The organism is Curvibacter cyanobacteriorum (assembly GCF_028649475.1).
GTDB classification, from domain to species: domain Bacteria; phylum Pseudomonadota; class Gammaproteobacteria; order Burkholderiales; family Burkholderiaceae_C; genus Curvibacter; species Curvibacter cyanobacteriorum.
In genome coordinates, this window is the sequence record NZ_JAQSIP010000015.1 from 14,227 (window position 1) to 31,177 (window position 16,951).

Here is a 16,951-nt window from a genome sequence, read left to right on the forward strand (position 1 = left end):
ACGGCGACCGTCTGGAGGCTGGTGGTGTCAGTGCGCGTGGCCGCCCGTGGCGCCGCTTGGGGCCACCGCCTTGACGGGCACCTTGAGCTCCAGTTGGCTGTCCACCCCCTTGGCGTCGCGCAGCAGCAAGGTGATGGGCACGGTGCTGTCCTTGGCCAGCGGGGCCTTCAGGTCCAGCAGCATGACGTGGTACCCCCCGGGCTTGAGCTCGACCGCCTGACCGGCCGGCAGCGGCAGCGAGGGGACCGCGCGCATCTTCATGACATCGCCATCCATCTTCATCTCGTGCAATTCGGTGACGCCGGCGGCGGGCGAACGCACACCGACCAAGGTGGCCCCCGCGGGCGCGGTCAGGGTCATGAAGGCCCCAGTGGCCTTCTGGCCCGGCACGCTGGCGCGCGCCCAGGCGCCCTTCACATCGACCCCCTGGGCCGACACCGCAAACGACAGCGCGCACAAAGCGGCGCCCAACACAGCAGAGAACTGACGCATGAAATCCATACTCCTCAAAAAAGGGGGCCCGCCCAGCGCCCTGGCCGGCGGCCAGCCGCGCGCGATGCCCCGAACCCAAACCCGACACGAACCGGCCGCCGGGCACCCGCCCCGCGGCGCCCCGCACCTCAGTGAACGTGGGCCGGCGCTGCGGCAGGACCGACCTGCAGGCGAGCGGCCGGGGCTTTCAGGCCCTCGGTCGACACCCCACTGGCGGGCACCTCGGCCCAGTCGACCTCACCCACATCGCAGCTTTGACGCACCTTGAACCACAGGGTTCCCGCTTGCGCGGGCAGTGTGCCACGCACGGTGAATTCGTCGTAGAAGGCGGTCGGCAAGGCACTGTCGGCGCTGTTGGCACGCCAGCTCACCTCGACCACGTCCTCGCTGATGCGCCGCCCATGGCTCTCATAAGGCTCGGCCAGCGCAGCGCGCTGCACCACCGCAGTCCAGCCGGCCTTGGGCATGGGCTGCGCGCCCCGAAACCCGGCCGGCAGGCGCACCGTGATGCCCGTGGTGAAGCTGGCGCCTGCGCACGCGTGCCCGACCTTGAACACCGCCTTGTACGCGCTGCCCGCCACCGCCTGGGGCTGATCCAGCGTGACGTGGGCCGAAGCCAGGGCCGACAGCAAGGCGGTGCTGGCGGCCAGGGTGCGAATCAAATGCATGGAAAACCTCCTGGGCCCTGTGAACCCCTCTGTGAAACCAAAACACGCTGTCGACCGCATCAGAAGTCGGCCCTCAGGTTGGCGTGGTAGCTGCGCTGCGGATAGGGATGGAAGTTCCAGTACTTGTAGTTGTTCAGGTTGTCGATCCCGAACGCCGCGGTCAGCGTCTTGTTGATGCGCCACTGCACCCGCAGGTCGGTGGTGAAGTACTTGCTGACCCCCATGTAGGCGTAGCCGTTGACGTCGGCATTGTTCAGCGTGCGGTACTGCGGGCCGCTGTAGCGCGCGCCCAGGCTGGCGCTCCACTGCGGGTTGAAACGCCAGGTGGCCAGCGCTGTGGCGCGCCACTTGGGGATGTTGGGCTGCTGCTTGCCCAGGGTGTCGCCCGGGGTGCTGACGTAGCCCGCGTTCTCCTTGATGACCGAGTGGGCGTAGGTCACGCTGCCGTTCAGGTCCAGCTCACGCCAGCCCACGCCTTGCCCGCTGTAGGCGGCCTCCAGACCCTGGGTGGCGATGCGGCCCACGTTCTGCACGCGGCTGATGGTGCGGTTGGCGTTGGTGTCGTAGATCGACTGCGAGTACAGCGCGTCGCGGGTGTTCTCGGCAAAGTAGGTCAGGCGGGCCAGGGCGCTGCCCAGGTCCTTCTCGGCGCTCAGCTCGCCGGTCCATGACTTCTCAGGCCGGAGGTTGGGGTCGTTGATGTATTGGGAGTTGGTGGTCGAGGTGGCGCCATACAGCTCGGCCACGGTGGGGAAGCGCACCGCGCGGCCCAGCGAGGCCTTGAGCACGGTGTCGGGGCGCCACTGGTAGGACAGCGCCAGCTTGGGTGAGGCGAACTGTTCGCTGCGCTTGGCGTAGCGCTGCGAGCTGCTGGCCGAGAAGGCCGTCAGGCCGTCGTAGGCGCTCCAATGCTCCAGGCGCAGGCCCAACACGGCCTTCCAGTCGCGGGCCAGGGTCCACACGTCCTGACCCCACAGGCTGCGCAACTGGGTCTTGCCCTGCACATTGGCGGCCAGGCTGCCGCCCGGGTCGCTGAGCCAGTTGCCGGTGATGCTGGAGGTGACGTAGCTGAGTTCGTAGCTGTCCTGCTGCACGCCAAAGTCAAACACGTGGGTGCCCTTGACGCCCTCGGGGCGCCAAGTGCCCCGCGCGGCCAGGGTGTTCCAGCCCGTGCCGCGACCGTCGGCCACGGTGCCCGCCCCGCCCACCGACGCCGCCGGCAAGGGGTTGCTGGCGGCGTTCTGGCGCAACTGGTCGCGCTGGTAGTTGTAGAGGCTGGCGCTGAGCTCCCAGTCCCAGACCCCCTGGGTGTGGCGCTTGACGGACAGGCCATGCATCACATGCAGGCTTTCCTGCTGGCTTTGCACGAAGTCGCCACCGGTCAGCGCCTGGCTGCCCGAGAAGGCGGTGCCGGCCACTTGGATGGCGCCGCTGTAGACGCTCTGGCCAGCCGCATTGCGCAGGTAGGACACCGGGGTGCCGACCGAGGTGTTCTGCCAGGTGGCCAGCGTGTAGGTGGCGCGCACCGTGGGCGAGAAGTCATAGGCGACCTTGGCCTTGGCGTGGTCCTGGCGCGTGTGGTACTGGGTGCCCGCGCCCAGGATCAGCCAGCGCGCATTGGCGTTGTTGAGGCCGGGGACGGCGCCGCTGACCGCGGTGCCCGCACTGCCGCTGGTACCGGCACTGAGCAACCGGGTGGCGAAGGTCAGCGGCTGGCCGTCGCTGTCGGTGTGGTTGACGTTGAACCACCACGACCAGTCACCACTGCGGTTGCCCACCGACGCGCTGGTCTGCCAGGCGCGGTAGGTGTCGTGGGTGTTGTAGAGGCTGAAGGGCTGCACCACAAAGCCCGCCGAAACGTGGCTTTCAAACTGGGTCGGCATGCGTGTCACATAGTCCACCACCGCGCCCACCGAGTTGCCCGCATAGGCGGCCGAGAAGGGGCCGTACATGACGTCGACCCGCTCGATCTCCTCGGGCGTGACCAGGCCCCAGCGCGGCGGGAAGCTCAGCCCCCCCACGCCGTTGCCCAGCAGGTTGGACAGCAGGATGCCGTCCGCGTAGACCATCGAGCGAGCGCTGTTGCCGGTGCCGGAGGCCCGGGTGGACAAGATGGCGTGGTTGTAGTCGCCGATGTAGCGCTTGCGCACCAGCAGGCTGGGGAAGTACTTGAGCGCGTCTTCGCTGTCGGTGGCGTTGATGGTCTCCTGGATCTGCTCGCGCGTGGCGCTCTCCATGGTGGTCGGGATCTGCGTGGGCAGCGAACTGGGTTGACCGCCCTGGATGGTCACCACCCCCAGCGATTTGCTGGGTGCGGCGTCTTGCGCCCAGGCCGCGGGGGTCAGGCCGGCGAGCAGCAGCGGGGCCAGGCAGGCGAGGTGGAACGACGGTGCGGCGCGGCGCCGGCGGCGCGAGGCGATCAGGGACGGGGCCGCGGCAGGCGAGGCCAGGGGAAAGGCGGTGGCCAGGGCCACGGCCATGCGGTTCGGGCGCATGGGAACTCCAGAAAAAAACGGGACCAACCCCAAGCGGACAGCGTCAAGCCGGCCCGCCGGGGCGAGGGGTTTGTTTTCAGGCGTTCAGCGGGGGACCACGGGGCGGTAAGGGGGCGGCCGTGAGCGCCGCAATGCGGGCGGCCGGGATGCTTTGCAGCACATGGCCCAGCGGCTGCACCATGGGCACCACGCTGCGCGGCAGCTCGACCGGGGCGCCCAAAGCGGCGCACAAGGGGCAGTCGAGGGTGTGGCCGCGCACTTCTTCGGTGCCGTCATCGGACTTCTGCAACAGCTTCATGGCCCCCGAGGACGAGCACACGAGCTCCATCGCCTGGGGCGCCACCAGCGGGGACGCCACGGCCACGCCCAGCGACAACAGGAAACACGCCAGCATCAGCCGGACGGTGTTTCGGAGTGATCGCAAGGTTTGCATTACTTTGCATTATGCAACGCAAAGGTCGCCCTCCCCGGGCGCGGGGGGGGGCTCAGGCCAGCGAGGGGCTGAGCTTGCGGCGGGCGGGCCGGGCGCGGGTGCGCGGCGCCACCAGGCTGCCCATGGCACGGCACACGCTCTCGGGGGCCGAGTCCACGATCAGGGCGATGTCACGCAGGTAGGGCAGATCGCAGTCGCGCACCCGCTGGGTGATGACGCCGGTGGCGTGCGCCAGCGTGGCCAGGAAATGGTCCACCCGGCTGGCCACCGTGCCGCTGCGCAGGCGCACCGCCTCGGCGCTGCGGCGCTGCTGCTGCAAAAAGGCGTCGGCCAGCACCTGGTGGCGCAGGGCGTCGCTTTCCAGCGTCAGGGGCACGGCCTCGCTGTCGACCACCGCGGTGGCGCCAAAGGCATAGGCCTGGGTGCACAGGGCCTCGACGCCGATCAGGTCACCGGGCAGGGCCAGTTGCACAAACGACCAGCCTTCGTCGCTCAGTCGCTCCAGGCGGAACACGCCACGCGTGACCCGCCACACCGGGCCCGCTTGACCGGCGTCGAGCAAACGCTCGCCCATGGTCAGGGCCCGCGCTTCGGCGTCAGCGGCGCGGGCGGCTTGTGGGTCTGGCAAAACTTGTTCGGTCATCTCGACCTCCTTGTGTTGTCTGGGGGGCGGGCCGGCGCGGCATCCATGCGGCGGCCCAAACCAGGGGCTGACGGGGGGGCGGCTCGCACTCGCGGGGCCGCCCAACAATCCAGGTCAGGACAACACAGGCGGGGCCCGGGCCGCAAACGGCGTCGGTCGGGCGCCATGCACCCCCACCGGCGGTACCGCCGGCGCCAAAGCGGGGCCCACTGCCGTGAGCCACGGCCCCAGGCCCGGGGTCGGCCCGGGCACCAGGCCGGGCAAGCAGGCCGGGCAATCCAGGGTCAGGCCCTGGGACACCCCGTCTTCGGTGCCCGCGGCCTCGCGGTCCACCAGGCGGCTGGCCCCGAGGGCCGAACACACCCATTGCAGGTCCACCGGCTTGATCAGGGGCGAAGCCACCGACGCGCTCACAAAAAGCACGAACCAGGCCAGCACAAAGCGGGCCATGCGGGGGCGGGAACCTAGGGTTTTCACGGAGCGTGATTATGCCGAAACTGGCCGCAGTCAAACCAGAGACTGGTCGCCATGCCCCCACCGGCTTAGGATGCAAGGGCCTTTGTCAGACCCCCACTACAGGAGACCCCCGATGCTTCAACTTGGCGGATTTTCAGCCAGTAACTACTACAACAAGGTCAAGCTAGCGCTGCTCGAGAAAGGCATCCCTTTCGAAGAAGAGTTGGCCTGGGTTGGCGAGGTGGACCTGAGCGCCAGCCCGCTGGGCAAGGTGCCCTACCTGCGCACCCCGCAGGGCCCGCTGTGCGAGTCCGAGGTGATCCAGAATTACCTGGAGCGCTGCCACCCCGAGCACCCGCTGCTGCCCGCCGACCCCTATGCCGCCGCCAAGGTGCATGAACTCACCACCTTCCTGGAACTGCACCTGGAACTGGTGGCACGCCAGGTCTACCCGCAGGCCTTCTTCGGCGGTCAGGTCAGCGAGGGCACGCGCGCCAAGACCGCCGCCCAGCTCGAGAAAAACATCGCCGGCCTGGCCCGCCTGACGCAGTTTGACCAGCCCTTCATTGCCGGCGATCAGTTCACCCTGGCCGACTGCGCGGCGGTGGTGCACCTGCCCCTGATCAGCGGCGCGACCAAGGTCGTTTTTGGGCGCGACTTCCTGGAGCACCTGCCGGTGCGCGACTACCTCAAGCGCCTGGGCGAACGCCCCCATGTGCAAAGGATCAACGCCGACCGCAAGGCCAACACCGCCCTGATGATGGCGCGCAACAAGAAGTGAACCCAGCCCCCGCCAGGGGGCGGCGCCAGCCCCGGCCCCGGGTCAGAAGCGGGCCGGTCGGCGCTCGCGCAGGGCGGCGATGCCCTCGCGCACATCGGGGCCCGCAAAGCCCATGAACTCCAGCGCCAGCGAGGCGTCGAAGGTGGGCCCGGCCTGGCGCAGCCAGTTGTTGAGCGCGTACTTGGTCCAGCGAATCGCATTCTGGCTGCCGCTGGCCAGGCGATCGGCGACCTCGTAGGCGCGCGGCAGCAGGTCGGCCTCATCGACCGCCAGCGACACCAGGCCGATGCGCTCGGCCTCCTCGCCCGACAGCGGCTCGCACAGCAGCAGGTGGTATTTGGCCTTGGCCAGCCCACACAACAGCGGCCAGACCATGGCCGCGTGGTCCCCGGCGGCCACGCCGAGCTTGGTGTGGCCGTCCACGATGCGCGCGGTGCGGGCCGCGATCGACACATCGGCCAGCAAACCCGCCACCAGGCCCGCCCCCACGGCGGGCCCGTGCAGGGCGCTGACGATGGGCTTGTCGCAATTGACCAAGTTGTAGACCAGGTCGCGGGCCTCTTTCCAGACCCGCACCCGGGTCGCATCGTCCTGGCTCATTTGCTCGACCATGGCGAGGTCGCCACCGCCCGAGAAGCCGCCGGCTTCGCCACGCAACACCACCACCCGCACCTGCTCATCGGCCGCGGCGTCACGCCAGATCTCGGCCAGCTCGCGGTGGCCGTCGGTGTCAGCGGTCGGCAGCTTGCCGTTCAGCGCCCGCATTTGCACGTCCAGCACCGAGCCGCCGGCCCCCCGGCGCTGGATGCGCAGCGTCGTGTAGCGTGCGTAGGCGTCGTCAAAACGCGAGGGTGAGGTCATGCGGTGTCTCCTGGGTTGAAAGGGGCGTACAGCCTCAAATTGTGGTGCGCCACCGCCCCCAGGAACAGCGGAACAGTCCCTAGGTCGGGACCCCGCACCGACCTTGCGCGGGATCAAACACGGGCCCGCAGCCGAGGCAGATCATGAAGCCGTGCCATCCCTGCCGCGTGGCGCCCCACCGGGCCCCGCGCGCCCCACCCACCACCGAAAGGGCCTTCGCCATGCACCCCCACCTGACCACCCCCTACCGCGAGCAACTGCAAGCCCAACGCGCCTCGCTGCTGGACCAACTGGCCCAGCAACGGGGCGGCCTGGTGGACCGGGCCAACGCCTTGGGCCGCGCACCGCAGCCTGAGGAATCGCGCGCCCAGTCGGCCACCGAGCGCGAACTGGCCTACGCGCTCGATGAGCGCGAGATCTCCGAAATCGCAGCCATCGACGCCGCCCTGCAACGCATCCAGGACGGCCGTTACGGCGAGTGCACGGCCTGCGGCGTCGACATCCCGGCGGCGCGCCTGCACGCGGCCCCCGAGGCCGAACGCTGCATCGCCTGCCAGGAGGCGCTGGAACACGCGCACCCCGCCTGAGGGCCAGCGGCCCCCACGCTGGACCGACGGCCCCGGCCGCTGCGGTCCGATCTTCAGTCCCGCTTTTTTTGTCAAAGGAAACCCATGAGCACCTACCACGCCGTTGTCTGGCTCGACCACTCCGAAGCCCATGTGCTGATGTTCGACCGCGAGCACGTTGAAGCCCAGCGCATCAAGTCGCGCAGCCACCACAAGCACCAAGGCAAGAGCAGCGACGATGTCGCGTATTTCGCGGCCATCGCCACCGCGCTGGGGGGCACCCACGAGGTGCTGCTGACCGGCCCGGGCCTGACCCGCAATGCCTTCCGCGACTGGTGCCAGCTGCACCAAAAGGCGGTGGCCGCGCTGATCGTCGACTCGCTGAGCGCCGACCACCCAAGCGACCCCCAACTGGTGGCCCTGGCACGCCAGTACTTCAAGAAGTTCGACCAGCGCGCCGCCGACCCGGCCACCACCGCGGCTTGAACACCCCCGGCCTGCCCGGGGTCACCCCCGGTGCGGGGGGCCCCGGCACCTGATTCGAGGCCTGATCCGGGGCCTCGGCCCGGCCCGCGCCCCGCGGGGCCGGGCCTTTTTTTGCGCCGCGGGCGAGGGTCGCCGCCCGGCTTTGTGCGCCAAAAATCACGCTTCCGTTCATCTCGATTCCGTGACCGGTGGTCGCTGGCGGCCTTTGTTTTTCATAATCCGCCGCTTTCTGACCCGCCCTGCGCCCACGCCATGCCCACCCCATTCCCCCGCCAACGGGCCGCCCTGCGGCTCGCTGTGCCCCTGCTCTGCGCCACCTTGCTGGCCTGCCAAAGCCCGCCGCCGGCCGATCCTCCGCCCGCGGCCCCCGTCGTTGCGCGCTACAGCGGCCCGACCCTGCCGATCGCGCAGTCCGAGCGAGGCGTGCAGATCTTCCTGCCCAGCGCGGCCCTGTTCGAGCTGGGCCAGTCGACGCTGAACCCGGCCGAGTCCGGCCCCTACCTGCAGCGCATCAGCACGCTGCTGCTGACCAAGACCGACCGCCCCGTGGTGCTGGAAGGGCACACCGACAACACCGGCTCGCCCGCCACCAACCAGGCCCTGTCCGAAGCCCGCGCGCAAACCGTGCGCCGCGCCTTGCAGGACCTTGGCGTGCCGGCCGCACGGCTCAGCACCGTGGGCTATTCCTTCAAGCGCCCGGTGGCCTCCAACGCCACCGAGGACGGGCGCCGCCTGAACCGGCGTGTGGAGGTGCTGATCCTCGACGAAAAGGTGGAGCAGATCACCCGCGGCGAGGCCCCCAATGCCTTCGAGTCGGCCTGGGACCAACTCAAGTCCCTGATCGAGCGCGGCCTGGTGCGGCCCGCCCCGACGCCATGACGCGACCACTGCCGCCCACCCCTGGCCGCCGGCTGGCCCTGGGAGCCGCGCTGGCCGCGGGCAGCCAGTGGCTGTCCCCCAGCGCGCAGGCGCAAACCACGACCACGCCCGCGGCCCCGGTCTCCGGCGGGCCCGCCCCCAACAAGTCGCACACCGCCAGCGGCCGGGTGCAGTCGGCCCCCCCGGGCGGCGCCCCGCTGCGCCTGGGCCTGGCGCTGGGCGGCGGCTCGGCCCGGGGCTTCTCGCACATCGGGGTGCTCAAGGCGCTGGACGAGGCCGGGTACCGCGCCGATGTGGTGGCCGGCACCAGCGCCGGCGCCCTGGTCGGGGCGTTTTACGCGGCGGGCTTCAGCCCGTGGCAGATTGAAGAGGTGGCGCTCAAGGTGCGCGACCTCGATGTGGCCGACCTGAACTCGGCCAACAAGCGCGGCATGTTCGCGGGCGAGGCCTTGCAACGCCTGGTCAACGAGTACCTGCGCCAGCAGCCCATCGAGCGCCTGCGCCTGCCCTTTTGTGCGGTGGCCACGCAGCTCGCCAGTGGCGAGGTGGCGGCCCTGCGCAGCGGCGACACGGGGCTGGCGGTGCGCGCCTCCTGCGCGATCCCGGGGGTGTTTGTGCCCGCCGTGGTGCAGGGCGTGGAGCTGGTGGACGGCGGCCTGGTCAGCCCGCTGCCGGTGCGGCAGGCGCGCGCCCTGGGAGCCCAGTTCGTCATCGCGCTGGACGTGGGGGCCCAACCGCGCAACGCGACCGGGGCCGGGTTGTACGAGGTGATCTTGCAATCGTTTGAGATCATGGGCCGCGCCATCACCCAGCTCGAGGCCCAGCAGGCCGACCTGCTGATCCGGCCCGACACCGCGCGCTTCAGCAGCACCGACTTCAACGCCCGCAAAGAGCTGATCCAGGCCGGTTACGAGGCGGGACGGGCCAGCCTGGCCGAACTGGCCAGGCGCCTGCCCGGGCGCGCGCGCAAGACCTGAGCGCGCGCGGCCCGGCAGGGCGGCGGCGCCCCCCGACAGACGGCCTGCGCTGCTATGCTTTGGCGCATGAAAAGCCTGTTTCACCTTGCCTTCAACGTCACCGACCTGGACGCTGCGCGCCGCTTCTACGGCGGCGTGATGGGCTGCCGCGAAGGCCGCAGCACCGACACCTGGGTCGACTTCGACTTCTTCAACCACCAGATCTCGCTGCACCTGGGCACGCCCTTCAAGACCGAGCGCACCGGCCACGTGGGCGACCACCTGGTGCCGATGCCGCATCTGGGCGTGATCCTGGAGCGCCCCGACTGGCAAGCGCTGGCCGACCGCCTGCAGGCGGCGGGCACCGAGTTCGTGCTGCCGCCGCAACTGCGCTTTGCAGGCCAGCCCGGCGAGCAGTGGACCATGTTCTTCTGCGACCCCTTTGGCAACCCGATCGAGGTCAAGGGCTTCGAGTCGTTGGACACCGTCTACCAGGCGTGAGCACCCCGTGACCGGCTACACCTTCACCTCCGCCACCATCTTGCTGCTGCTGATCACCGATCCGCTGGGCAACATCCCCCTGTTTGCCAACGCCCTGCGCGATGTGCCCCCGGCGCGGCGCCCGGTGGTGATCGTGCGCGAAGTGCTGATCGCGTTTGGCCTGCTGCTGGCCTTCATGTTCTTTGGTGAAGGCTTTCTGCGCCAGATGAACCTCAGTGACCTGGCTCTGCAACTGGCGGGCGCGGTGGTGCTGTTCCTGATCGCCTTGCGCATGGTGTTTCCGAGCCACCATGACAACGGCGCCCTGCCCGCGGGCGAGCCCCTGATCGTGCCCCTGGCCATCCCGGCGCTGGCCGGGCCGTCGGCACTGGCCACCGTGCTGCTGCTGGTGTCGCAAGCGCCCGAGCGGCGGCTGGAGTGGGTCGGCGCCCTGTGCGTGACGATGGTTGTCTGCGCCGTGGTGCTGCTGCTGGCCGAACGCATCCAGCGCCTGATCGGGGAACGCGTGGTGCTGGCGTTTGAGCGCCTGATGGGCCTGGTGCTGGTGGCCATCTCGGTCGAGATGGCGCTGCGCGGACTCAAGGTGCTGGTGCCGCAACTGCTGCACGGCTGACCCCGCCCGGCCGGGCCCGGTACCACCCGACACCAATCGGCACCACCCGGCACCAGCCGGGTCCCCCGGTCGCGCCCAGCCGCATCCCGTCGCGGCTCGAGGCCCCCAGGCCGGGGGCCCGGGGCCTCAGGGCAGGCTGCGGTTGAAGAACTCGACCACCTCGTTGGCCAGGCGGGCCTGGAAGGCGGCGCGGTCAAAGCCCGCCGGGTCTTCACCCGGGTCGCCGGCGTCCGAGCGCAGCGACATCTGCGGTGCCGCCATGAAGGCAAAGTGGCCGGCCCCCGGCACAGTCTCCGACTGCGCCCCCGGCACCGCCCCGGCGACGTACTGACCGTGGTAGCGGTTGTTCAGCACGGCGTCGTGTTCAGCGGTGTAGACCTTCACAGGGCGGCGCACCTGGCCCAGCGCCTCGGGCGCAAACACCACGCCCACCGGGGCCATCGCGAGCACCGCGCGCACACGGGGGTCGCCGACCTGCACCGGGCCCTCGCGCGGGGGCTCGGCGGCCGCGGCGGCGGCAGCGCCCGGTGCGCTCAACTGACCCAGCTGGCAAAACCCGGGGTCGTCGCGCACGGTGCGGCAATGGGCCCCGGCACGGGCCGGCTCGGCCGCCCCGACGGCCAGCGCCAGCACGGTGTAACCGCCCGCCGAATGGCCCAGCGCGCCAATGCGGCCGGCGGGAATGCGCTCGGCCCAGGCCGGGTCGGCCAGCACCGCGTCCAACACCCGGCTGGCCTGGCGTGCGCGTTCACCAAAGTACTGACCCGAGCGCACCAGGCTGCGGTCTTGCCAGTCGTCGTGCGGGTGGCGCGGGGCGGCCACCAGGTAGCCTTCCTGGGCCAGGCGGCTGGTCAGGTTGTGGTGGCCGATCTCGCTGCCGCCGGTGCCGTGCGACAGCAGGATCAAGCCCTTGAAGCGTGCCACCGCCGGGGCGCCCGGCGCCACCTGGGGCGACCACGGGCCCATGGGCACGGTGCGGGCAGGGGCCTCGGTCGGGTAGAACAGCGCGACGGGGATGGCGTCCGGCCCGGCCACGGTCAGGGTGCGAAAGCCGGCCTGGAAAGCCTGTGCCGAGCCCACCGCCGCCAGCAGCGCCAGCGCACCCAGAGCGCGAAGGGCCGGACGGGCCAGGCCCGAGAGAGAACGTTGAATCGACATGGGAACCTCCTGAAGTGTTGGAACGGCCCCCCGGGCGGGGGCCTTGGCACTGAATTTAGGAAGTTCGCCCCCGCGCGTCTGGGGCTTTGCGACCAAACCGCGCCAGGCCAGCGCGAAACGCGGCACGGCGGCGGTGAAGTGACTGCGCCTGCGCGGGGCGGTGTCGGTAAGGGCCCCCGAGGCTGGGGGCCAGGGGGAAGGCGCGTGAGCCCCGCCCTGGCAGCGCGCCGGGTGGCGCGGGAACCCCGCAGCCCGAAGCCGGGGAGATCAGGCCGCCGATTCGACGATCTTCTGCTCGATGGCGCCAAACACGCTGCGGCCGTCCGGGCCCTTCATCTCGATGCGGATGGTGTCACCGAACTTCATGAACTCGGTCACCGGCTGGCCGCTCTGGATGGTTTCAATGCAGCGCTGCTCGGCGATGCAGCTGTAGCCCTTGGGCCAATGGGTGCGGCCCTGGGCGTCGGTCTCGCCCTGGTTGCTGACCGTGCCGCTGCCCACGATGGAGCCAGCGCGCACATTGCGGGTCTTGCAGATGTGGGCGATCAGCTGGCCGAAGTGGAAGGTCATCTCCGGGCCGGCGTCGCACAGGCCGACCTGGCGGCCGTTCCAGACCGACTGCAGCGGCAGGTGCAGGCGGCCCTGGTCCCAGGCGCTGCCCAGTTCGTCGAGCGTCACCGCCACCGGGCTGAAGGCGGTGGCCGGCTTGCTCTGGAAGAAGCCAAAGCCCTTGGCCAGCTCGGCCGGGATCAGGTGGCGCAAGGACACATCGTTGGCCAGCATGACCAAGCGGATGCCGTCCAGCGCGCGGTCGGGCGGCGTGCCCATCGGCACGTCACCGGTGATGACGGCGATCTCGGCCTCGAAGTCGATGCCAAAGGCCTCGCTGGGCACCACCACGTCGTCGCGCGGACCGATGAAGTCGTCGCTGCCGCCCTGGTACATCAGCGGGTCGCTGTAGAACGTGGCGGGCACCTCGGCGTTGCGCGCCTTGCGCACCAGCTCGACGTGGTTGAGGTAGGCCGAGCCATCGGCCCACTGGTAGGCGCGGGGCAGCGGCGCCATGCACTGCTGCGGATCAAAGGCAAACGCATGGCGCGCCTTGCCCTGGTTGAGCTGGTCGGACAGGTCTTGCAGCTGGGGCGACAGGAAGTTCCAGTCGTCCAGCACCTGCTGCAGGCGGCTGGCAATGCCGGTCGCATAATGCGCGGTGCTCAGATCGCGCGAGACCACAACGAGTTGGCCGTCGCGTGAACCGTCTTTGTAGGTGGCGAGTTTCATGGGAAGCAAAGCTCCAGCAAAAGGTGGGCAGTGGCGTGGGCCAGCGTGGGGCTGAACCAGCGCAATTACGAATAGTTAAATTGGTTTAACTAAACGAAAAACCAGCGGATTCTAGTGCAGATGGACAAGACGCGTGCAGGCATTCAATCGGTGGAAGTGGGCTTCGCCCTGCTGGAGGCCCTGACCCGATCGGCAGGCCCGCTGATGCTGCGCGACCTGGCCGCCGATGCGGGCATGAGTGCCGCCAAAGCGCACCGCTACCTGGTGAGTTTTCAGCGCCTGGGCCTGGTGGTGCAAGACCCGCGCAGCACGCGTTACGACCTCGGGCCGGCGGCCCTGAAGCTGGGCCTGGCCGCGCTGTCGCGGCTGGACGCGGTGCGCCTGGCACGCGAACGCATGCCCGCGCTGATGGACCGCATCGGCCACACCCTGGCGCTGGCCGTCTGGGGCAACCGCGGCCCGACCCTGGTGCACTGGGAGGAATCCCCCCAATCGGTGACCGCCAACCTGCGCCTGGGCGATGTGATGCCGCTGCTGTCGTCGGCCACCGGGCGCTGCTTTGCGGCCCACCTGGCGCCCGAGGCCATCGCACCGCTGCTGCAGGACGAACTGGCCCGGGCCCAGAAGCTCAAGCGCACCGACCTGCCCCGCACCGCCGCCGAGGTGGAGGCCGTGCTGCAAGAGGTGCGCACGCGCGGCATGGCCCGCGTGGTGGACACCGTGTTGCCGGGCATCGTGGCCTTCTGTGCGCCGGTGTTCGACGCCGACGGGCACCTGGTGCTGGGCATCACCACCTTGGGCTCGGTGGCCAGCTTCGACCCGGCCTGGGACGGCGCCGTGGAACAACCCCTGCGCGAGGCGGCCCGGCAGCTGTCCGCCGACCTGGGCCACCCCGGCTGAGCCCCAGCCCAGACCGACGCCCAACGCCCCACGCCGTGCCCGCCGCCCTCGCCCCCCCGCCGCCCGCGCGCGTCGGCCCGTCCCGCCCGGTGATGCTGGGCCTGGTCGCGGCCGTGCTCGGGGTGCACACGCTGCTGCTGTGGGGCGGCGATGCGCTGTTCGGGATCACCGACGCCCACCGCCCCCCGCTGAACCCGGCCACCGGTGCGGTGTTCAACACCCGCCGCATCGACGCACCAGCCCCCCAGGCCCAAGCCCCGCGCGCGGCCAGCAACGCCCCCCCTCAGCGGCCCCCCCGGCCCCGCGCCCAAGCCGCCAGCCGACCACGCCCGGTGGACACCCCGGGCCCCGATGGCGGTCCCCCCGCCTTGCAAGAGGCCGCCTTGGCCGCCCCGGCGCTGACGGCAGGCACCGACAGCGAGGCGCCGGCCCAGGCACCGGAAGGGCCCAGCCAGGACGCCGCAGCGCCCTTTGTCACCGGCCCGATGGGCAGCGCCCCGCCCCAGGTCACCGACACCAGCCCGCCCACCGAGGCCCGGCCGGCGGCCATCAAGGTGCCGCCCCCGATCCGCCTCAGCTACGAGGTCAGCGCTGAAGTCAAACGCCTGCCCTACCAGGCCAACGGCGAGATGCGCTGGAGCCACGACGGCCAGCAGTACGAGGCGCAGGCCTCGATCCGGTTGTTCTTGATCGGGGGCCGCAGCCAGACCAGCCAAGGCAGCCTGACCCCGAGCGGCCTGGCGCCGCGCCGCTTTGGCGACAAGGTGCGCAACGAGCAGGCGGCCCACTTCAATGCCGAGCAGGGCAAGGTGACCTTCAGCGCCAACACGCCCGACGCGGTGCTGCTGCCCGGCATGCAGGACCGGCTCAGCGTGTTCATGCAACTGGCTTCGCTGGTGGCGGCCGACCCGGCGCAGTACCCACCCGGCACGCGCATCAGCCTGCCCACCGTGGGCCCGCGCGACGCCGAGACCTGGGTCTTCAACGTCGATGGCCCCGAATCCCTGCGCCTGAGCCAGGGGCCGATGGACACGCTCAAGCTGACGCGCGCCCCGCGCGCCGAGTTCGACACCCGTGTCGAGCTGTGGCTGGCGCCGGGCATCCACTACCTGCCTGCGCGCATCCGCATCACGCAGGCCAATGGCGACTACGTGGACCAGCAACTCAGCGGCGTCAGCGCGCCCTGAAGCCACCCCGCCCAGCCCCCCATCATGGCGCCAGCGCCCGGCCCGCGCTGCGGCCCACCTGGGCGGCCCCCCGGCCCATGGGGCCTCTTGAAACTGAGCCATCCGTTGCCAATTAACATGGCAACTCAAAGGAACCCACGCCATGCAAATGCTTTATGACTCTGACGCCTTCGTGGTGGTGCACATGCTGGCCGATGCGGTGCCGCCCACCGACGGCAGCAGCGAGCCAGGGCCACAGCTGCGCCGGCACGGCTTTGAGATCGTCGACAAGCGCTCAGGCAAAGAGGTTTACCTCGATGGCTCCTGGGCCGAGATGTTCCAGCAGATCGTGCTGCGTTGGCAGCTCAACGCGCCGACCGAGGAAGAGGTCGAGGACACCCTGGAGCGCTACGCCGGCCTGGCCCAAAACCCGGTGCTGGTGCACTGAGCCGGCGGCGGTTCAGCCCAGGTGACGTCAGGCCACGTCAGGGTCACGTCACCCGCGGCGCCGCGCCCCGCCAGCGGCTCACGGTGCGGGGGCCCGCCCGTACAGCCAGCGGAACACCGGCTCGGCCAGCAGCAGCACGGCCACCAGCCGACAGACCTGGAACGCCGTCACCACCGGCACCCCCAGCTTCAGCACCTTGGCGGTGATGGCCATCTCGGCGATGCCGCCCGGTGAGGTGCCCAGCACCAGCGTGGCCGGGTGCAGGCCAGTGCACCAGGCCAGCCCGGCGGCCCAAGCCGCGCACAAAGCCACCATCACCAGGGTGCCCAGGACGACTGACGCCATCCAGCGTGGCGCGCTGCGCCAGAACCCCGGCATGAAGCGCACGCCCAGGCTGACCCCGATCAGCAACTGGGCGGTGTTGGACATCCAGACCGGCAAGGCAGACCAGCCGATGCCGGCCATGGTCAGCCCGCTGGACACCACCAGCGAGCCCAGAAACCAGGGGTTGGCGCGGCCCAGCGCCCGCATCACCCAGGCCCCGGCCCCGGTGGCCAGCGCCAGCCAGCCCAAGCCGACCCAGTCGACCTGGCGTTGGCTCTGCGGCAGGCTGTCCAGCCCATGCAGGCCGCTGAAGGTCAGCGCGAACGGAATCAGCACGGTGACGATCACCAGGCGCAGGCTGTGCGCCAGCGCCACCAGGTCGGTGCGCGCGTGGGCCCGCTCGGCCAGCAAGGTCATCTCGGAGGCGCCGCCAATCGCGGCCGCAAAGTAGGTGGTGGCGCGCAGCCGCCCTTCGCCAAGCGCGCTGAGCTCCGGCCGGTGCCGGTACGTCAGCCACTGGCCAAAGCCCCAGCCCAGCAGCAGCGCCCACAGCACGCACAGCGCAATCGCCCACCACAGGCTGAGCACCAGGGCGGTGACCTCGGGCGTGAAATACAAACCCAGCGCGGCCGCGATCGTCCATTGGCCCAGGTTGCGCAGGGGCGCATGGCTGACCGCCGGGGCCCCGGCCATGCAGGCCACCGCCACCGACAACAGCGGCCCCAGCATCCAGGGCAGCGGGATGTGCCAGTGCGCAAACAGCAGCGCGCTCAAACCCGCCAGCACCAGGGTGCCCAGCACATGCCACGGGCGTTGGGGAAGAAAAGACAGACGCATGGGAATG

General features: G+C 70.4%; 20 protein-coding genes. 10 read left to right on the forward strand and 10 right to left on the reverse strand.

Annotated elements, in window-relative coordinates:
* Positions 1–27 precede the first annotated feature (27 nt).
* The 6 genes from PSQ40_RS20875 to PSQ40_RS20900 form a co-directional block, all read right to left on the reverse strand.
* Positions 28–492, reverse strand: coding sequence for a copper chaperone PCu(A)C (locus tag PSQ40_RS20875; protein ID WP_273953828.1), 465 nt, complete (start codon positions 490–492; stop codon positions 28–30).
* Positions 493–620: 128 nt separating this feature from the next.
* Positions 621–1,160 (reverse strand): YcnI family copper-binding membrane protein, encoded by a 540-nt coding sequence (locus PSQ40_RS20880; RefSeq protein WP_273953829.1) that lies wholly within the window; start codon positions 1,158–1,160, stop codon positions 621–623.
* A 59-nt stretch (positions 1,161–1,219) separates the two neighbouring features.
* Complete coding sequence (locus tag PSQ40_RS20885; RefSeq protein ID WP_273953830.1) at positions 1,220–3,655, reverse strand: TonB-dependent receptor; 2,436 nt, start codon at positions 3,653–3,655, stop codon at positions 1,220–1,222.
* A 76-nt stretch (positions 3,656–3,731) separates the two neighbouring features.
* A complete protein-coding gene (locus PSQ40_RS20890) occupies positions 3,732–4,088 on the reverse strand; it encodes a DUF2946 family protein (RefSeq protein ID WP_273953831.1) in 357 nt (118 codons plus the stop codon).
* Positions 4,089–4,140: 52 nt separating this feature from the next.
* Positions 4,141–4,731 carry a cyclic nucleotide-binding domain-containing protein gene (locus PSQ40_RS20895; protein ID WP_273953832.1) on the reverse strand — a complete coding sequence of 197 codons (591 nt, stop codon included), beginning with the start codon at positions 4,729–4,731 and terminating at the stop codon, positions 4,141–4,143.
* Between the two features lie 114 nt (positions 4,732–4,845).
* Positions 4,846–5,208, reverse strand: coding sequence for a DUF2946 domain-containing protein (locus PSQ40_RS20900; protein ID WP_273953833.1), 363 nt, complete (start codon positions 5,206–5,208; stop codon positions 4,846–4,848).
* Positions 5,209–5,320: 112 nt separating this feature from the next.
* On the opposite strand from PSQ40_RS20900, the gene PSQ40_RS20905 reads away from it, so the two are divergent.
* Positions 5,321–5,968 carry a glutathione S-transferase gene (locus PSQ40_RS20905; RefSeq protein ID WP_273953834.1) on the forward strand — a complete coding sequence of 216 codons (648 nt, stop codon included), beginning with the start codon at positions 5,321–5,323 and terminating at the stop codon, positions 5,966–5,968.
* A 42-nt stretch (positions 5,969–6,010) separates the two neighbouring features.
* Here PSQ40_RS20905 and PSQ40_RS20910 read toward each other — a convergent pair whose 3' ends face one another.
* The gene (locus PSQ40_RS20910) at positions 6,011–6,829 is read right to left on the reverse strand and encodes an enoyl-CoA hydratase/isomerase family protein (protein ID WP_273953835.1); all 819 of its coding nucleotides are present in this window, start codon (positions 6,827–6,829) and stop codon (positions 6,011–6,013) included.
* Positions 6,830–7,050: 221 nt separating this feature from the next.
* Between PSQ40_RS20910 and PSQ40_RS20915 the strand changes: the two genes are divergently transcribed.
* The 6 genes from PSQ40_RS20915 (at position 7,051) to PSQ40_RS20940 (ending at position 10,830) form a co-directional block, all read left to right on the forward strand.
* Complete coding sequence (locus tag PSQ40_RS20915; RefSeq protein ID WP_273953836.1) at positions 7,051–7,416, forward strand: TraR/DksA family transcriptional regulator; 366 nt, start codon at positions 7,051–7,053, stop codon at positions 7,414–7,416.
* An 84-nt stretch (positions 7,417–7,500) separates the two neighbouring features.
* The gene (locus PSQ40_RS20920; protein ID WP_273953837.1) at positions 7,501–7,881 is read left to right on the forward strand and encodes a hypothetical protein; all 381 of its coding nucleotides are present in this window, start codon (positions 7,501–7,503) and stop codon (positions 7,879–7,881) included.
* A gap of 252 nt (positions 7,882–8,133) precedes the next feature.
* Positions 8,134–8,760, forward strand: coding sequence for an OmpA family protein (locus PSQ40_RS20925; RefSeq protein ID WP_273953838.1), 627 nt, complete (start codon positions 8,134–8,136; stop codon positions 8,758–8,760).
* The gene (locus PSQ40_RS20930) at positions 8,757–9,737 is read left to right on the forward strand and encodes a patatin-like phospholipase family protein (protein WP_273953839.1); all 981 of its coding nucleotides are present in this window, start codon (positions 8,757–8,759) and stop codon (positions 9,735–9,737) included. Before PSQ40_RS20925 ends, PSQ40_RS20930 begins: the two co-directional genes overlap by 4 nt.
* Before the next feature lie 66 nt (positions 9,738–9,803).
* Positions 9,804–10,217: a VOC family protein gene (locus PSQ40_RS20935; protein ID WP_273953840.1), complete on the forward strand. Its 414-nt coding sequence runs from the start codon at positions 9,804–9,806 to the stop codon at positions 10,215–10,217.
* Between the two features lie 7 nt (positions 10,218–10,224).
* Entirely contained in the window at positions 10,225–10,830 is a 606-nt protein-coding gene (locus tag PSQ40_RS20940; protein ID WP_273953841.1) for a MarC family protein, read from the forward strand.
* 126 nt (positions 10,831–10,956) lie between these two features.
* On the opposite strand, the gene PSQ40_RS20945 is transcribed toward PSQ40_RS20940, so the two are convergent.
* The gene (locus PSQ40_RS20945; RefSeq protein WP_273953842.1) at positions 10,957–11,988 is read right to left on the reverse strand and encodes an alpha/beta hydrolase family protein; all 1,032 of its coding nucleotides are present in this window, start codon (positions 11,986–11,988) and stop codon (positions 10,957–10,959) included.
* Between the two features lie 267 nt (positions 11,989–12,255).
* A complete protein-coding gene (locus PSQ40_RS20950) occupies positions 12,256–13,269 on the reverse strand; it encodes a fumarylacetoacetate hydrolase family protein (RefSeq protein WP_273953844.1) in 1,014 nt (337 codons plus the stop codon).
* Between the two features lie 120 nt (positions 13,270–13,389).
* Here PSQ40_RS20950 and PSQ40_RS20955 point away from each other — a divergent pair, with 120 nt between their 5' ends.
* The 3 genes from PSQ40_RS20955 (at position 13,390) to PSQ40_RS20965 (ending at position 15,783) form a co-directional block, all read left to right on the forward strand.
* Positions 13,390–14,169, forward strand: a complete 780-nt coding sequence (locus PSQ40_RS20955) for an IclR family transcriptional regulator (RefSeq protein ID WP_273953845.1) — start codon at positions 13,390–13,392, stop codon at positions 14,167–14,169.
* Positions 14,170–14,204: 35 nt separating this feature from the next.
* Positions 14,205–15,356: a DUF3108 domain-containing protein gene (locus PSQ40_RS20960; RefSeq protein ID WP_273953846.1), complete on the forward strand. Its 1,152-nt coding sequence runs from the start codon at positions 14,205–14,207 to the stop codon at positions 15,354–15,356.
* Between the two features lie 142 nt (positions 15,357–15,498).
* Positions 15,499–15,783, forward strand: a complete 285-nt coding sequence (locus PSQ40_RS20965; RefSeq protein WP_273953847.1) for a BTH_I0359 family protein — start codon at positions 15,499–15,501, stop codon at positions 15,781–15,783.
* Positions 15,784–15,861: 78 nt separating this feature from the next.
* On the opposite strand, the gene PSQ40_RS20970 is transcribed toward PSQ40_RS20965, so the two are convergent.
* Positions 15,862–16,944: an AbrB family transcriptional regulator gene (locus PSQ40_RS20970; protein ID WP_273953848.1), complete on the reverse strand. Its 1,083-nt coding sequence runs from the start codon at positions 16,942–16,944 to the stop codon at positions 15,862–15,864.
* Between the last annotated feature and the right edge of the window lie 7 nt (positions 16,945–16,951).

Bases quoted from the DNA above. Each gene is read 5' to 3' on its own strand.
- PSQ40_RS20875 (WP_273953828.1), bottom strand. From the start codon at position 492: ATGCGTCAGTTCTCTGCTGTGTTGGGCGCCGCTTTGTGCGCGCTGTCG.
- PSQ40_RS20880 (WP_273953829.1), bottom strand. From the start codon at position 1,160: ATGCATTTGATTCGCACCCTGGCCGCCAGCACCGCCTTGCTGTCGGCC.
- PSQ40_RS20885 (WP_273953830.1), bottom strand. From the start codon at position 3,655: ATGCGCCCGAACCGCATGGCCGTGGCCCTGGCCACCGCCTTTCCCCTG.
- PSQ40_RS20890 (WP_273953831.1), bottom strand. From the start codon at position 4,088: ATGCAAACCTTGCGATCACTCCGAAACACCGTCCGGCTGATGCTGGCG.
- PSQ40_RS20895 (WP_273953832.1), bottom strand. From the start codon at position 4,731: ATGACCGAACAAGTTTTGCCAGACCCACAAGCCGCCCGCGCCGCTGAC.
- PSQ40_RS20905 (WP_273953834.1), top strand. From the start codon at position 5,321: ATGCTTCAACTTGGCGGATTTTCAGCCAGTAACTACTACAACAAGGTC.
- PSQ40_RS20910 (WP_273953835.1), bottom strand. From the start codon at position 6,829: ATGACCTCACCCTCGCGTTTTGACGACGCCTACGCACGCTACACGACG.
- PSQ40_RS20915 (WP_273953836.1), top strand. From the start codon at position 7,051: ATGCACCCCCACCTGACCACCCCCTACCGCGAGCAACTGCAAGCCCAA.
- PSQ40_RS20920 (WP_273953837.1), top strand. From the start codon at position 7,501: ATGAGCACCTACCACGCCGTTGTCTGGCTCGACCACTCCGAAGCCCAT.
- PSQ40_RS20925 (WP_273953838.1), top strand. From the start codon at position 8,134: ATGCCCACCCCATTCCCCCGCCAACGGGCCGCCCTGCGGCTCGCTGTG.
- PSQ40_RS20930 (WP_273953839.1), top strand. From the start codon at position 8,757: ATGACGCGACCACTGCCGCCCACCCCTGGCCGCCGGCTGGCCCTGGGA.
- PSQ40_RS20935 (WP_273953840.1), top strand. From the start codon at position 9,804: ATGAAAAGCCTGTTTCACCTTGCCTTCAACGTCACCGACCTGGACGCT.
- PSQ40_RS20945 (WP_273953842.1), bottom strand. From the start codon at position 11,988: ATGTCGATTCAACGTTCTCTCTCGGGCCTGGCCCGTCCGGCCCTTCGC.
- PSQ40_RS20950 (WP_273953844.1), bottom strand. From the start codon at position 13,269: ATGAAACTCGCCACCTACAAAGACGGTTCACGCGACGGCCAACTCGTT.
- PSQ40_RS20955 (WP_273953845.1), top strand. From the start codon at position 13,390: ATGGACAAGACGCGTGCAGGCATTCAATCGGTGGAAGTGGGCTTCGCC.
- PSQ40_RS20965 (WP_273953847.1), top strand. From the start codon at position 15,499: ATGCAAATGCTTTATGACTCTGACGCCTTCGTGGTGGTGCACATGCTG.
- PSQ40_RS20970 (WP_273953848.1), bottom strand. From the start codon at position 16,944: ATGCGTCTGTCTTTTCTTCCCCAACGCCCGTGGCATGTGCTGGGCACC.